Here is a 15,079-nt window from a genome sequence, read left to right as displayed (position 1 = left end):
GCCTCTGAGCCCCACGTGTGCGCCCGCCCAACCCCTGCCGGTCAGGCGAAGTAGGCTAGTTTGCATGACTTCATCAGAGATGTTGCCTGGCGAAATCCGGCCGCGCCCCGTGGTTGGCCGGCTTCCCCGCTACGCCGCAGGAAGGCCTCCCATCGCCGTGGACGGGCTGGCCAGCTACAAGCTCTCCTCCAACGAAAACCCCCTGCCCCCTCTTCCGGAGGTGCTGGAGGCGATTTCCAACCAGACGGACTTCAACCGCTACCCCGACCCCCTCAGCAGCAAACTTCGTGCTGCGCTCGCCGAGTTCCTGGCGGTACCGGCCGAGGACATTGTCACGGGAGCCGGAAGCCTCGGTGCCCTGAACCAGTTGCTGTCCACATTCGCCGGCCAGAACGACGACGGCAAAGCGGACGAAGTGATTTATGCCTGGCGGTCCTTCGAGGCGTATCCCATCAGCGTGGGCCTGGTGGGCGCGGAAAGCGTCCGCATCCCGCTGACGGCGGACGGACGCCACAACCTTGACGCCATGGCTGCAGCCGTGACCGTCCGCACCAGGGTCATCCTGCTTTGCACCCCAAACAACCCTACGGGGCCTGTCCTGACCACTGCCGAGACGGAGCGGTTCATCCAGGCGGTCCCGTCCGACGTTGTGGTGGTTATCGATGAGGCCTACCAGGAGTTCGTCCGCGCCAATGATGCCGTGGACGGCATCGCAATGTACCGAAAATACCCGAATGTTGTGGTGCTCCGGACGTTCTCCAAGGCACACGGATTGGCGGGCCTGCGCGTGGGGTACAGCATCTCGAACCCCGGACTGACCCAGTACCTGCGCGTCGCGGCCACACCCTTTTCAGTGTCACAGATCGCTGAAAAAGCAGCCATCGTCTCGTTGCAGAATTACCCGCTGGTTGTAGAAAGGGTACAAAGCATCGTGGACGAACGGACCCGCGTAACCAGCGGGCTGCGGGAGCTCGGCTGGTTTGTGCCCGAGGCGGAGGGCAACTTCATCTGGTTGAACCTGGGCGAGAACAGTTCGGAATTTGCTGAACTGGCGGGCACACAGGCGCTTTCGGTGCGAGCCTTCGGCAGTGAAGGCGTGCGGGTCAGCATCGGCGAGGCAGAGGCCAACAGTCGGTTCCTTGAGCTCTGTGCACACTATACAAATGCGCCGCGACGTTCCTAGCGCTTAACATGCATCAGGAGCGGCACCTACTGAAGATAAAGTAAGGACCAGTAAGCCAATATATATGCCGACAAGGGAATGCGTTCCTCCAGCGGCATATATCCCAGCGACATTGCAATGCATCCGCATGCGGCAAGCAAGGAGACGGTATGGGCGCCACACATCTGCCCTCCACCGAGTTCGATCAGACAGCGGCAGACGACCAGCTCGAGGCTGAAGCCGAGGCCCAACTGGGCAGCCCGGCCGAGCCTATGGTGCAGCTGCTGGCGCCTGACGGGACCTTGGGGACAGACCCGGTCTTTTCGGCCTATGCAGATCGGCTGGACGGTGAAAAGCTGCGTGGCTTCTACGCTGACATGGCCAAGATCCGCCGCTTTGATGTGGAGGCAACCGCGCTCCAGCGCCAAGGCCAGCTGGCCCTGTGGGTCCCGCTGACCGGCCAGGAGGCTGCGCAGATCGGCTCCGGCCGGGCCAGCCAGCCGCAGGACTACATCTTCCCCACCTACCGTGAGCACGGCGTGGCACTGACCCGCAATGTGGACCTCGCCGAGCTCTTGCGCCAGTTCCGCGGCGTCTCAAACGGCGGCTGGAACCCGAAGGACACCAACTTCCATCTCTACACCCTGGTCCTGGCCGCGCAGACGCCGCACGCCGTCGGCTACGCCATGGGGATCCAGCGGGACCAGAAGCTCGCGGCAGCTGCAGTCGCCGCGGATGCGGCTGCGGACCGGCCGGTCGAGCCCAAGGCAGCGGTGATGGTCTACTTCGGTGACGGTGCCAGTTCCGAGGGCGACGTCCACGAATCCATGGTGTTCGCCGCCTCCTACAACGCTCCGGTGGTGTTCTTCTGCCAGAACAACCACTGGGCCATCTCCGTTCCCAGCTCGGTGCAGACCCGCATACCGCTGTCCAACCGCGCCAAAGGTTACGGTTTCCCGGGCATCCGGGTTGACGGCAACGATGCGATCGCCGTCCACGCAGTGACCGAGTGGGCGCTCGAACATGCCCGCGAGGGCAAGGGCCCGGTGCTGATCGAGGCCTTTACCTACCGCGTCGGTGCGCATACCACTGCTGATGACCCCACAAAGTACCGGGAATCCGCCGAGGAAACCCTGTGGCGGGCCAAAGATCCGCTGGACCGCCTGGAAAAGTATCTCCGGGCCCAGGGGCTGGCAGATGACGCCTTCTTTGAGCAGGTCAAGGCCGACGGCGACGAACTCGCCGCCTACGTCCGCAAGACCACGTACGACCTCGAGACCCCGGACATCCGGACGGCCTTCGCCAATACCTATGTCGAGGCCCACCCGCTGGTGGCCGAGGAATTGGCCTGGTTTGAAGAGTACAGCGCAGGCTTCGCCGAGACGCCGGAGCCCAGCGCTGAACCCAGCAGCCCGGACCCGGATGACGCAGCGACAGGAGTGGCCCGCTGATGACCACCATGACCATAGCCAAGGCCATTAATGAGGGCCTGCGCGCCACCCTGGACAACAACCCGCGTGCCCTGCTTATGGGCGAGGACATCGGGGCCCTGGGCGGCGTCTACCGCGTCACCGATGGCCTTCTCGCGGAGTTCGGCGCGGACCGCGTGGTGGACACGCCGCTCGCGGAGTCCGGCATCATCGGCACGGCCATCGGCCTCGCCTTGCGCGGCTACCTGCCCGTCTGCGAGATCCAGTTCGACGGGTTTGTGTTCCCCGGCTTCAACCAGATCACCACCCAGCTGGCCAAGATGCACGCCCGCAGCAACGGCAGCCTCACCGTTCCCGTCGTTGTCCGGATCCCATACGGCGGCGGTATCGGCTCCATTGAGCACCATTCGGAGTCACCGGAGGCGCTGTTCGCCCACACCGCAGGCCTGCGCATCATCACACCGTCCAACGCCCACGACGCCTACTGGATGATCCGGCAGGCAGTGGAATGCCAGGACCCCGTGATCGTCTTCGAACCGAAGCGGCGCTACTGGCTCAAGGGCGAGGTCAACACTGATTCTCCCGGCGCATCTGCCGATCCGTTTAAAGCCCATGTGCTCCGCGAGGGCACGGACGCCACAGTGGTGGCCTACGGACCGCTCGTGCCGGTGGCCCTTGCCGCCGCCGACGCCGCTGCCGAGGACGGTCACAGCATCGAGGTCATCGACCTGCGCTCCATTTCGCCGATCGACTTCGACACGGTCACGGCGTCCGCGAAGAAGACCGGGAGGCTTGTTGTGGCGCATGAGGCGCCCACGTTCGGCGGCATCGGCGGCGAGATCGCAGCCCGGATCAGCGAACGGGCATTCCTCTCACTGGAGGCTCCCGTGATCCGGGTGGGCGGCTTCCATATGCCGTACCCGGTGGCGAAGGTCGAGGAAGACTACCTCCCCGACATCGACCGCATCCTCGAGGCGCTGGACCGCTCCCTGGCCTACTAGGCGCAGGCACCTTCCCCCGATCACGCTTCCCGCTCACGCTTGGCTCGAAAGAGGACACCATGACTCTGAACAAGTTCAACCTGCCCGACGTGGGCGAAGGCCTCACTGAGGCGGAAATCGTCTCCTGGAAGGTCAAGCCGGGGGACACCGTCGCCATCAACGACGTCCTATGCGAGATCGAGACCGCCAAGTCGCTCGTTGAGCTGCCATCCCCCTTCGCCGGCACCGTCACCGAGCTGCTGGTCCCCGAGGGAGTGACCATCGACGTCGGAACCGCCATCATCAGCGTCTCGGACGCCGTTTCCGGCGACCCGACGCCAGCTGACGTCCCGGCCCCCGCCACTCCGGTCCAGCCCTTGTACGGCAAGCTTTCCACGGACGACGGCGGCACGGCGGGCAGTGCCCTGGCCGGCGGTCCGCTGGTGGGATCGGGCCCCAAGGCCGACGCCGTCAAGCGCCGTCCCCGGAAGTCGGCACCTGCCGCCCAGACCGGGTCAGCCCCGGTCCCCGTGGGCGAGCGTGCCGGCGAAAACCCGACGGCCGAGCCTGTCGAGACCCGGACCGGCCCTCCCGCCCGGATTTCGCCAAGCACAAACACCGGGTTGATCGACAACCGTCCCACGCTCAGTGGAACCATTACAGGCCTCGTGAACCGCGTCCTGGCCAAGCCTCCCGTCCGCAAGATCGCCCGGGATCTGGGGATCGATCTGGCCGATGTGGTGGCCACCGGCTCCCGCGGCGAAGTCACGCGCGAGGACCTGGTCAGCTACCAGTCCCAGCGCGATGCAGAGCTGGATCAAGCGGAGGGCTTCTGGGGCAAGGCCGGCAAGCCGCAGGACCAGCGGATTGAACGAATTCCGGTCAAGGGCGTCCGCAAGGCGACGGCCAAGGCAATGGTGGAGTCGGCTTTCGCTGCACCCCACGTGAGCATCTTTGTTGATGTTGACGCCAGCCGCACCATGGAGTTCGTCAAGCGCCTGAAGGCTTCGCGCGACTTTGAGGGAATCAAGGTTTCCCCGCTGCTGATCCTGGCCAAGGCCGTCATCTGGGCTGCCGCGCGGAACCCCAGCGTCAACGCCACCTGGGTAGACAACGTGGACGGGACCGACGCCGCCGAGATCCAGGTCAAGCACTACATGAACCTTGGCATCGCCGCAGCCACCCCGCGCGGGCTGATGGTTCCCAACATTAAGGACGCCCAGGACCTGTCACTCAAGGAACTGGCACTGGCTCTGAACAACCTGGCCACCACGGCCCGGGCGGGCAAGACCCAGCCCGCCGAAATGCAGGGCGGAACGCTTACTGTCACCAACATCGGTGCGCTGGGGATCGATACGGGAACCCCGATCATCAACCCGGGTGAAGTGGCAATTGTGGCGTTCGGAACCATCAAGCAGAAGCCCTGGGTCCTGGACGGCGAAGTCATTCCGCGCTGGATCACCACGCTGGGCGGCTCCTTTGACCACCGCGTAGTGGACGGTGACTTGTCCGCCCGCTTTATGGCCGACGTCGCCGCGATCCTTGAGGAGCCGGCGCTCCTGCTGGACTAGGGCTGCCGGGACCACGAGCATCGATACCGTGAACCAGGTTGCCGTTCGGTCCAGGAACCGGGCAGCCAGGTGGCTGACTGAGGTGTTCCAACCACCGGTGGTGGTGACGCTACAACTCCTCATCAGCCCCGTGGTCGAGGCCGGATTCCCTGGCACCATTGGCTATGGAGCCTTGGCCGCGCTGTTTGTGTGTGTGCTGCCGCTCCTGGTGCTCCTGGGGCTCGTGCGGCTGGGCAAGGTCACGGACCATCACGTCAGCAACCGCAAACAGCGCGCGCCCGTGCTGCTGATGGCGCTTGGATTTGTTGCCGCCGGGCTGGTGGTGCTGCAGGCCGCCAATGCCCCGCGAAGCGTAATGGTCATGGTGCTGGCCATCATCGCCGGCATCATTGTGCTGGCCGCGGTGAGCCCCGTCTGGAAGATCAGCGGGCATGCTGCGGCGGTATCGTCAGCGGCAGTTATTTGTGTCCTGATGCTAGGTCCGGCCTGGCTGCCGTTGCTCCTGCTGGTTCCCGCCGTCGGTTGGTCGCGGGTGGTGCTCCGTGCACATACCCTGGCGCAGGTTGTGGCCGGTTCGCTTTTTGGTGGCTTGGTGATGGCGGGCCTTTGGTGGCTTTTGCGCGGCTGGCTCCTCTAGCAGAGCCTGGTGTCAGTAACCGTAGGCGGAGTAGGCCGTCATCATCTCGACCATCTCGGGATTCCCCGCCATGGCGCCAGCCAAGGCAGCGGATGTGGCAAACATCAGGCCGCCAAGAACCAGGGCAACGCCTGCGATGGCCGCGAAGAATTTCCGGTCGCTGCGCAGCACGCTCTCGAGGGTCTGCGGCAGGCGCAGTCCCGGCGAGATGAGGTTGGGTGCACTGTCCAGGGAGCCGTCATCCAGCAGGGCAATGACGCGGCCGTTGCCGCGGTCCACACGCATGGAGCAGATGTGGTTGCCGTGGCGGGCCAGGAGGATGTCGTGGCCTACAAGTTGGCGGCGCTGAAGAGTTAGCAAGGGGGCCCCTTTGGCTGGAGTGGAGAGTGGTTGTCCGCTCCGTTGAGGGCCCTTCCATTTTATCGCCGGCCGGGTGCTGAAACCGGCGTTTAAGGGGTGAGAACGGACACCATGCACCGTCGCGCGGTGCGGCCGGTGCATCGTGTCCCGTTGTCAGTTAGTCGGCGTCGTAGGTGTTGGCAATGTAGACGTCGCACGTGGCATTGTGGGCCACGCTGTTGGCCACGCTTCCCAGGACCCGGCCGATGCCGCGCATCCGCCGGTTGCCCACAACGATCATCGTGGCGCCCAGGCGCTCGGATTCCTTGATGAGCGCTTCGGCGGGCTTGCCGCGGGCGGCCGAGTAGGTCACCTTGATGGAACCGGCCAGGGCCTCGGCCACTGTCTTGGCAACATGCTCGGCACCGTCGGCGTCGGAAACGATCCACTGGTCGCTGCCAGAGCCGAAGATCTCGGTACGGTCGCTGTCGAAGGCTGAGACGACGTGAAGCGAGGCACCCACGGCGGCGGCGAGGTCCCGGGCCGATTCGGCGGCCTTCTTGGCGGTGCCGCTGCCGTCGACGCCAACAACAATAATTCCGCTCATGCTTTGTACTCCTTGTTCAGATTCACTCTTGGCCACACTCAGTCCGGCCAACGTTACAGCGCTGCAAGGGCTTCCCGCAGTACCGGTGCCAAACGGCGGACGCCTTCCTTGATGGCGCCGGGCGGAACCGCGCTGAACGCCAGCCGCAGCTTGTTGGACGGCGCATCAGACGGGGTGAAGGCAGCCCCGGGGATAAAGACGACACCGGCGTCGATCGCCTTCTGCAGCAGGGGATAGGTGTCCACGCCTTCCGGCAGTGTGACCCAGACGAAGAAGCCGCCTTCCGGGCTGGTCCAGCTGGTGCCAGCGGGCATGTGTTCGTCCAGGGCCGCGAGCATGGCAGTGCATCGTTCGGCGTACAGTTCCCGGTAGGTCTCGATCTGGCCCTTCCAGTCATAGTCCCTGAGGTAGGCGGACACCAGCATCTGGTTCAGCGTCGGCGGGCACAGCGTCACGGATTCGGATGCAAGGTAGTAGCGCCGCTGAAGGTGCTCCGGGACTAACGCCCAGCCGATGCGCAGGCCGGGGGCAAAGATCTTGGAGAACGATCCCATGTAGATGACATCGGCGGGGTTGGCCGCGCGGAGCGGTTCCAGTGGTTTCCCGTCGTACCGGAGGAGCCCATAGGGGTTGTCTTCCAGCACCAGAATATTCGCGTTCCGGCATATATCAACAACCCGCTGACGGCGTTTCTCCGCCAGGGTAATCCCCGAGGGATTGTTGAAGTTGGGGATCGTGTAGAGGAACTTGATGTTCTTCCCTGCCGTCTGGAGCGCGGCGATTCTGGCCTCCAGCAGCTCAGGCACCAGGCCGTCGTCGTCCATCTCCACCGTGGCCACCTCCACCTGGTAGGCCTCAAACGTGTTGAGGGCGCCCACATAGGTGGGATTCTCCACCAGCACCACGTCCCCCGGGTTGCAGAAGACCTTGACGGCCACATCCTGGGCCGACTGGGAGCCTGCGGTGATCACGACGTTCTGCGGGAGCGCATCCAGGATTCCTTCGGCCGCCATCACCTCGCAGACCTGGGTGCGAAGTTCTTCGGTACCCTGCCCGCCGCCGTATTGCAGGGCGGTGAGCCCCTCGTCGGCGATGATGCTTGCAGCCGTGGCGGCCAGCCGCTCCAGCGGAAGGGATTGCAGGTAGGGGCTGCCCCCGGCAAGGGACACCAGCCCGGGGCGCATCGAGATGTCAAAAACGTCCCGGACCGCCGATTGCTTAATGTTGGCTGCGCGTTCCGAAAACAGCGCCTCGTGGGGATGGGCGGCGCGGTGGGCGGACGTGGCCGCGCGCTCGATGGCATCAATGGCTTCGGCCGGTAGCTGCACTGCGCCGGCATCAAGTGTTTCGTGGCTCACATCCTCAGCATACAACCGAAAGTTGCTGATCAGGCAACATCTGTTGATCCATTGGCCTAGTTGAGGCGCAATGCTTCGGCGAGCCCCACGCCGTTGACGTAAACGTCGGCGCGGATTGCGCCCACCGACGCTACGGCAGTCTGTGTGAGCTGGGCCTCGATGCGCGGGATGTCGCACACCCCCGCTGGACGGATCGAGCCGGACAGGTAGACCGTCACAGACGTACCGTCGAAAGTGCCGGACAGGAACGTCAGGGTTGAGCCGGACAGGGAGTTGTACAGCCCTGGCGTCGGTTCTGCCGCTCCGTCCAGCAGGGCGCGCATGGCGTTGGCCAAAGGTTCCGCGGATCCGGCCACGGTACGGCGGACGCCTGCCAGGCTGTCGTTGCAGCCAAAGCGCACACCTCCGGCCCCGCCGTCGTCCAGCAGTACGTAGTAGGCGGTCACCGCCTGGAATCCGGCGGACAGGCCAGGGGCTGGCACGGCCGGGGGCGGCGCCGAGGGCTCCGGAGCCGGCGATGGGCTTGCCGCCTTAGGTGCGCCGGGTGCAGCACCGCCGCCGGTCGAGGCAGTCCCGGGCGAAGCCGGTCCGGACGCTGGACCGGTGCCCAGGCTCCGCTCCGGTGTTGCCGTAACCCCGTCTGACGCTTGGCTTGAAGGCCCGGGGGGCGAGCCGGAGGACGGGCCGGTGGCCTCGGCGGGCGCACCGGTGGCTGGCGGGGGCGCCTGCGGCTGCGGAACTGGAACCAGGGGCTGCTGGGCGCGGTCAGGGCGTTCAAGCGTAGTTGCACCGGCCGGGAAGCTGCTGCCGGTACGCGGGTTCGAAGCGGGGGCGCAGCCTCCCAGCCACAGCGTAAGAGTGAGTGCTGCCGCCGTCGCCATCAGCTTTCCGGCGCTCTGCCTGCCTGCCATCTCTGCACCGCGTTCCCGTCCCCAATGCTTTCCGTGCATTTAACGTTACGGCGGTCCCTCCGCCCTGGAAATGCCGGCGCGGTACCGGTTGGAACAAGACTTGGTCACGTGCTCGGTGGCTGGTCCCGTTCCTGCTCACGGCGAGATAACAAATGCCCCGGACACCTTTCGGTGGCCAGGGCATTTGGCTGTTTATGGCCGCTGCGTGCGGCTGCCTTACGCTGCCGGCTGGGCGGCGGCGAGTGCGTCAAAGACGCCCTTGATCTGCTCCACTACCTCGGCGTCGTCCTTCGGGTGCAGCTCGGCGAAGCGGACCATGGAGCCGGGGACTGCGAGCTTGACGTCCTCAAGCACCTGGGCGCCGGCAATGCCCACAGCCTTGCGGGCTTCGTCCTGGGCCCACACGCCACCGAACTGGCCGAATGCGGTACCGACGACGGCGGTGGGCTTGCCGGAGAGGGCGCCGGCGCCGAAAGGGCGGGACAGCCAGTCGATGGCGTTCTTCAGCGATGCGGGCACCGTGCCGTTGTGTTCCGGGGTCACCAGGAGAAGGGTGTCCGCTTCGTTGGCGGCCGCGCGGAGGGCGGCGGCAGCGGCGGGAACCTGGCCTTCGACGTCGATGTCCTCGTTGTAGAACGGGATGTTGCCCAGGCTTTCGTGGATGACTACGTCAACCTGCTCGGGGGCGTTCAGCTGGATGGCTTCGGCGAGCTTCTGGTTGGTGGACTCGGCGCGGAGGCTGCCAACAAGGGTAAGAACGGTGCTCTTCGACATATGGACTCCTGGGGTCAGGCTGCGGACGGGACCGCTGGCCGGTGGAAGGGTGGAGGCTTGATGCCTTCATTGTCTAAACGGACCGTAGTCCGATTATTATTCCCGGGACTAGGATATGGACTGTGAGCTTTATCCCACTGCTACCCGGTTCGCTCTCCGGGCCGCCCGCTGAGCGCAGTGACGCTGCGCGGAACCGTGAGCGGCTTTTGTGCGCGGCGCGGGAGCTGATTGCCGAGTGCGGCCCGGATGCCCTGACCATGGACAGGCTGGCCGAGCGGGCCGGCGTGGGCAAGGGCACCGTCTTCCGCCGGTTCGGCAGTCGCGCCGGGCTGATGATGACGTTGCTGAGCGATTCCGAGGCCGCCTTCCAAGCCCGATTTATGTTCGGCCCTCCGCCACTGGGGCCGGGCGCTCCGGGGCTGGAGCGGCTGATCGCCTTCGGTGCGGAGCGGATCGCGTATGTGATGGAGCACGGGGACCTGGCGAGGGCTGCTGAGTCTTCGCACCACGGCCGCTACGAGGTCCCGGCAGTCAAACTGTGGCAGCGCCATATCGAGCACCTCCTGCGGGAATCAGGCATGGATGCGGACCCGTTGCTGATGGCCATGTCCCTAGCCGCCACGCTGGATCCGGACCGGCTCCTGCACGCGGTCCGCGCCCAAGGTCTGGCGCCCGAGCGGTTGACCGATTCCTGGCGGGACCTTGTCACTCGCGTGGTCCGCGGGCGGTAGGTTACGCCTAAATCTGGCGAATCGTCCAGTCACATCAATTCCACTGAATTATTCATAACAATCTGATACGGCGGGCACGGATTCCGCGCAGGTGCCCGCATTCCAGACGCTACTCTGTGGTAGTTTCCTCTGGAATGTGACCCGCAACATAGTCCACCCGGACTTAACCTGAGCTGGTCGCGGGAGACCGGCTACACGCTGGTGGAAACCCGGTGGCGGCGAGACCCGTTGCGGGCCGGGGAAATCGGAAGGATATGGAACGTGGATGCAGTGAAGGCAGGAACTCCGTTGCCAGCCCAAGGTGACCCCTTGGAGTGTTCGTCCATAGTCCAGGTGGCAAAGATCCTGAAGTAGCTGCCAAATGATCAGGTACCTCGCCAAGCGCGGCATCACCTACGTCTTCATGATTTTCCTGACCACGTCTGCCGGCTATTTCCTGGCGGTAAGTTCGCTTAAGCCGGCGCTCCTCGAACAGGAACGGATTCCCCGTCCCACACCCGAGCAAGTAGCCAATTCCATGCGCCTGAAAGGCCTGGACCCGGACCTCAGCCCGTGGGAGCGCTACGTGGAGTGGCTCACCGGGATCGTGACCCGCTGGGACTGGGGACGCAGCCCCAACGGCGCATTCATCAACGCTGAATTCGGGGACCGCGTCTGGATCTCCACCCGGCTCTTCCTGGCATCCATCGTCCTGACCCTTGTCATCGGCGTCGCCCTCGGGGTGTACTCGGCGGCCCGGCAGTACAAGTTCCAGGACCGGGTGATCACCTCCTACAGCTACCTCGCGTACATCGTGCCCGCCCCCATTGCCTACTTCCTGGTGCAGCTCGGTGCCATCAACATCAACGAAACCGTCGGGGAGCGCATCTTCTTCGTGACCGGCATCTCCACGCCGGGCATGCAGCCCGGGTGGGCCCAGTTTGTGGACATGGTGGGTCATTATGCGGTTCCAACGATCGCCATCACCCTGGTCGGCTGGGGTTCGTACCAGATCGCGCAGCGCCAATACCTGCTGGACAACGTCAATGCGGACTTCGTCCGGACGGCGCGCGCCAAGGGGCTGACGCGCAACCAGGCCATCACCCGGCACGCTCTCAGGGTTTCCTTCATCCCGGTCGCCCAAAGCATCGCGTTCACCATCCCTGCTATCTTCGCCGGCGGCTTCTTCGCGGAGAAGATCTTCGCCTGGCCCGGAGTGGGCTCCTGGAGCATTGACGCCATCTCGCTGCAGGACGTTAACGCGGCCACGGCCACCCTCGCCTACGGCTCGGTCATCTTCGCCCTCGGCGCCATCCTCGCCGACTTCGCCACCACGCTTGTGGACCCGAGAGTGAGGGTGCAGTAGCCATGACCAACCTCAACGCCATTGATCCGGCAGCGGTCGCGCAGGAAGCGCACCTCGAAAGCGCCGATGTAGTGATTGCCAAGTCCACCATCATTTTCCGGCGATTTATGCGGAACAAGACAGCCGTCGCAGGGCTGGCGATCTTCCTTGGCCTGACCCTCTTCTCCTTCGTCGGCGGGTTCTTTACGCCTTGGGACAAGGAAACTCTCGACCCCTTCAATATCGGCATGCCGCCGTCCGGTGACCACTTCCTGGGCACGTCGCAGGCCGGCATCGACCTCTACGCCATGACCGTCGAAGGCACCCGGATCTCCATCCTGATCGGCCTGGTTGTGGGCCTCGTATCCGTCCTGGTCGCCGCGGTCTACGGCTGCACCATGGCCTACTTCGGAGGAAAAGTGGACAAGGTGATGCTCTTCGTCCTGGAAGCGCTCATCATGATGCCAGCCCTGCTGGTGGTGGCGGTGGCCACCAGCGGCGGAGGGGACGGCCTGAAGAAGAACCTCCCCAGCTGGCTCCTGCTGATCATCGTGCTCCTGGTGTTCAGCTGGATGGGGACCGCGCGGCTTATCCGCTCGATGTCCATGTCGCTGATGCAGCGGGATTTCGTCAAGGCGGCCCAGTACATGGGCGTCCCGCCGCGGCGCATCGTGTGGCGGCACCTGGTCCCCAACATCGGATCGCTGCTGGTCCTGGACATCACCCGCGGCGTCACCGGGGCCATCCTGGCCGAAGTGGCTTTCTCGTTCATTGGCATCGGCATCAAGGTGCCGGATGTGAGCCTCGGCGTGCTGATTGGCGGCGCCACGTCCCAGGTCCAGACCTTCCCCTGGATGTTCTGGGTCCCGCTCACCGTGATGTTCCTGCTCACGGGGTCCCTGGCCATGATGAACGATGGCCTGCGTGACGCTTTTGATCCGAGCTCCAGCTCGGTTGGCCGGGCCAAGAAAAACAGCGCAGAGACGAAGAGCAAATGAGCACCTTCCTTGAGCCGGCTGACCCGGCCCCCACCGCCGCCGAGAGGCTCCACGTCGCCGGCCTCCACTCGCCGTCGGACGCTGTCCTGTCCGTCCGGGACCTGAACGTCAGCTTCAACTCCGAAAACGGGGCTGTGCATGCCGTTCGGGGCGTCAACTTCGACCTGATGCCCGGCAAAACCCTGGGAATCGTGGGGGAGTCCGGGTCCGGCAAGTCGGTGACGTCGCTGGCCATCATGGGCCTGCTGCCCGCCACTGCCCAGATCTCCGGCTCGGTCAGGCTCAATGGCAAGGAACTGCTGGGCCTCAGCGACAAAGCCATGTGTGCCTACCGCGGCAACGACATCGCCATGGTGTTCCAGGACCCGCTGTCCTCCCTCACCCCGGTGTACACGGTGGGAACCCAGATCACTGAGGCCCTCACCATCCACAACCCGGGCATGAGCAACGCGGCGAAGGAAACCCGCGCCGTCGAACTCCTGGCGATGGTGGGCATTCCCAGCCCCAGGAACAGGCTCAGGGCCTTTCCGCACGAGTTCTCCGGCGGCATGCGCCAGCGCGTGATGATCGCCATCGCCATCGCCAACAACCCGCGCGTACTGATCGCGGATGAGCCGACGACGGCCCTGGACGTCACCATTCAGGCCCAGGTGCTTGAGGTGCTGCAGACGGCGCAGGAGGAAACTGGCGCCGCCGTCGTGATGATCACGCACGATCTGGGCGTGGTGGCGGGCATCGCCGACGACATCATGGTGATGTACGCCGGTAAGCCGGTGGAAACCGGCAGCGTGGATGACATCTACTACGATCCCCGGATGCCCTACACGATGGGTCTGCTCGGGGCAGTGCCCCGAGTGGACGTCGCGGAGAAAACCTCGCTGGTCCCCATCGACGGCATCCCGCCAAACCTCCTCCACACCCCCGCCGGCTGCTCCTTCGCGCCGCGGTGCCCGCTGGTGACCGATGCCTGCCTGGACGGCGAGCCCTCCTTGGACCCGGTTCCGGGAAGTGGCTACCACCAGGCGGCGTGCATCAAATCCGGTTCCCTCGGCGCGGACGTGGATGTCCATGAGATCTTTTCCGCCCCGCCCGTCCCGGTCTCCCGCTTTGACCTCATCCCCCGCGGAGAACGCTCAACCGTGCTGGAACTCAAGGATGTCCGCAAGCACTTTCCGCTGACCAAAGGCGCGCTGCTCAAGCGGCGCATCGGTACGGTGAAGGCCGTGGACGGCCTGAGCTTCGACATCCGCGAAGGTGAGTGCTTCTCGATCGTGGGGGAGTCCGGATCCGGCAAAACCACCACCCTGCTGGAAATTATGGAGTTCCACAAGGACCAGGACGGCGAGGTGATCATCGGCGGCATCAGCAACAAGCAGGCCGCCGATGCCAGGACCAAAAGCGCCATGCGGAGGGAAATGCAGATGGTTTTCCAGGATCCCACCGGCGCCCTCGACCCCCGCTTCACCGTCTACGAGGTCCTGGCCGAGCCGCTGCAGAACGCCGGACTCAGCAAGCCGGACATCAAAAAACGCATCATGGAACTCATGAAACTGGTGGGCCTGCAGCCGGATCACGTCAACCGGTTCCCCAACCAGTTCTCCGGCGGCCAGCGGCAGCGCGTCGGCATCGCCCGGGCCCTGGCCGTGAACCCCAAACTGGTGGTCCTGGACGAGCCGGTGTCCGCGCTGGACGTCTCGGTCCAGGCCGGCGTGATCAACCTCCTGGATAAGCTCCGCGCCGAGCTGGGACTCAGCTACCTGATGGTGGCCCACGACCTCTCCGTGGTCCGCCATATCTCCAACCGGGTGGCGGTGATGTACCTGGGCAAGATCGTGGAAATCGGTGAGGTTGACCGGGTCTTCGATAACCCCCGCCACCCGTATACCCGCGCACTGCTGTCCGCGATCCCTGTCCCGGACCCGCAGTTCGAGCGCACCCGGGAGCGGATCATCCTCCAGGGGGACCTGCCGTCCCCGTTGGATGCGCCGAAGGGCTGCAACTTCGCCACGCGCTGCCCCGTATTCGCGGCGCTTCCCGCTGCGAAGCAGGAGCAGTGCCTGACGCTGGAGCCGCCCCTGGAACCGGTGCAGCCTACGGGGGCGGTGCAGGTTGTGGAGGCTGGTCCGGTGCCCGCGCCGGACCAGCAGTTCGCTTGCTTCTTCCCGGACGGCGAACTGGACGAGCACATGCTGGCGGTCCACGAAACAGCGGAACCCCATGCACCCTAGATTTTTTCGACCCATCACAAACATCACCC

14 protein-coding genes are annotated in these 15,079 nt (G+C 64.9%); 9 read left to right on the top strand and 5 right to left on the bottom strand.

Annotated elements, in window-relative coordinates:
* Window positions 1-64: 64 nt before the first annotated feature.
* The 5 genes from ACQCSV_RS00495 (at window position 65) to ACQCSV_RS00475 (ending at window position 5,780) form a co-directional block, all read left to right on the top strand.
* Window positions 65-1,183 (top strand): histidinol-phosphate transaminase, encoded by a 1,119-nt coding sequence (locus ACQCSV_RS00495; RefSeq protein WP_354155667.1) that lies wholly within the window; start codon window positions 65-67, stop codon window positions 1,181-1,183.
* Window positions 1,184-1,332: 149 nt separating this feature from the next.
* Complete coding sequence (locus ACQCSV_RS00490; RefSeq protein ID WP_354155668.1) at window positions 1,333-2,613, top strand: thiamine pyrophosphate-dependent dehydrogenase E1 component subunit alpha; 1,281 nt, start codon at window positions 1,333-1,335, stop codon at window positions 2,611-2,613.
* A complete protein-coding gene (locus ACQCSV_RS00485; protein ID WP_426938992.1) occupies window positions 2,613-3,593 on the top strand; it encodes an alpha-ketoacid dehydrogenase subunit beta in 981 nt (326 codons plus the stop codon). Before ACQCSV_RS00490 ends, ACQCSV_RS00485 begins: the two co-directional genes overlap by 1 nt.
* Before the next feature lie 59 nt (window positions 3,594-3,652).
* Window positions 3,653-5,143 (top strand): 2-oxo acid dehydrogenase subunit E2, encoded by a 1,491-nt coding sequence (locus ACQCSV_RS00480; RefSeq protein WP_354155670.1) that lies wholly within the window; start codon window positions 3,653-3,655, stop codon window positions 5,141-5,143.
* A 28-nt stretch (window positions 5,144-5,171) separates the two neighbouring features.
* Complete coding sequence (locus ACQCSV_RS00475; protein WP_354155671.1) at window positions 5,172-5,780, top strand: phosphatase PAP2 family protein; 609 nt, start codon at window positions 5,172-5,174, stop codon at window positions 5,778-5,780.
* A 12-nt stretch (window positions 5,781-5,792) separates the two neighbouring features.
* Here the strand turns inward: ACQCSV_RS00475 and ACQCSV_RS00470 are convergent, their stop codons facing one another.
* The 5 genes from ACQCSV_RS00470 to ACQCSV_RS00450 all read right to left on the bottom strand — a co-directional run bounded on the left by ACQCSV_RS00470 (window position 5,793) and on the right by ACQCSV_RS00450 (window position 9,769).
* A complete protein-coding gene (locus ACQCSV_RS00470) occupies window positions 5,793-6,140 on the bottom strand; it encodes a hypothetical protein (protein WP_354155672.1) in 348 nt (115 codons plus the stop codon).
* Between the two features lie 157 nt (window positions 6,141-6,297).
* Window positions 6,298-6,726 (bottom strand): universal stress protein, encoded by a 429-nt coding sequence (locus ACQCSV_RS00465; protein ID WP_185261955.1) that lies wholly within the window; start codon window positions 6,724-6,726, stop codon window positions 6,298-6,300.
* Window positions 6,727-6,779: 53 nt separating this feature from the next.
* Window positions 6,780-8,084, bottom strand: coding sequence for a PLP-dependent aminotransferase family protein (locus ACQCSV_RS00460; RefSeq protein WP_354155673.1), 1,305 nt, complete (start codon window positions 8,082-8,084; stop codon window positions 6,780-6,782).
* 56 nt (window positions 8,085-8,140) lie between these two features.
* Window positions 8,141-8,995, bottom strand: a complete 855-nt coding sequence (locus tag ACQCSV_RS00455) for a hypothetical protein (RefSeq protein WP_354155674.1) — start codon at window positions 8,993-8,995, stop codon at window positions 8,141-8,143.
* Between the two features lie 216 nt (window positions 8,996-9,211).
* Window positions 9,212-9,769, bottom strand: a complete 558-nt coding sequence (locus tag ACQCSV_RS00450; protein ID WP_354155675.1) for an NADPH-dependent FMN reductase — start codon at window positions 9,767-9,769, stop codon at window positions 9,212-9,214.
* Window positions 9,770-9,891: 122 nt separating this feature from the next.
* Here ACQCSV_RS00450 and ACQCSV_RS00445 point away from each other — a divergent pair, with 122 nt between their 5' ends.
* The 4 genes from ACQCSV_RS00445 (at window position 9,892) to ACQCSV_RS00430 (ending at window position 15,050) form a co-directional block, all read left to right on the top strand.
* Complete coding sequence (locus ACQCSV_RS00445) at window positions 9,892-10,500, top strand: helix-turn-helix domain-containing protein (RefSeq protein WP_354155676.1); 609 nt, start codon at window positions 9,892-9,894, stop codon at window positions 10,498-10,500.
* A gap of 361 nt (window positions 10,501-10,861) precedes the next feature.
* Window positions 10,862-11,845 carry an ABC transporter permease gene (locus ACQCSV_RS00440; RefSeq protein WP_354155677.1) on the top strand — a complete coding sequence of 328 codons (984 nt, stop codon included), beginning with the start codon at window positions 10,862-10,864 and terminating at the stop codon, window positions 11,843-11,845.
* Window positions 11,846-11,847: 2 nt separating this feature from the next.
* A complete protein-coding gene (locus ACQCSV_RS00435) occupies window positions 11,848-12,822 on the top strand; it encodes an ABC transporter permease (RefSeq protein WP_354158408.1) in 975 nt (324 codons plus the stop codon).
* Window positions 12,819-15,050: a dipeptide ABC transporter ATP-binding protein gene (locus tag ACQCSV_RS00430; protein ID WP_426938991.1), complete on the top strand. Its 2,232-nt coding sequence runs from the start codon at window positions 12,819-12,821 to the stop codon at window positions 15,048-15,050. Before ACQCSV_RS00435 ends, ACQCSV_RS00430 begins: the two co-directional genes overlap by 4 nt.
* Window positions 15,051-15,079 lie beyond the last annotated feature (29 nt).

It is taken from the genome of Pseudarthrobacter sp. S3, assembly GCF_050156905.1.
In the GTDB taxonomy this organism is placed as follows: Bacteria; Actinomycetota; Actinomycetes; order Actinomycetales; family Micrococcaceae; genus Arthrobacter.
This window is presented reverse-complemented; position numbering and strand designations above follow the sequence as displayed.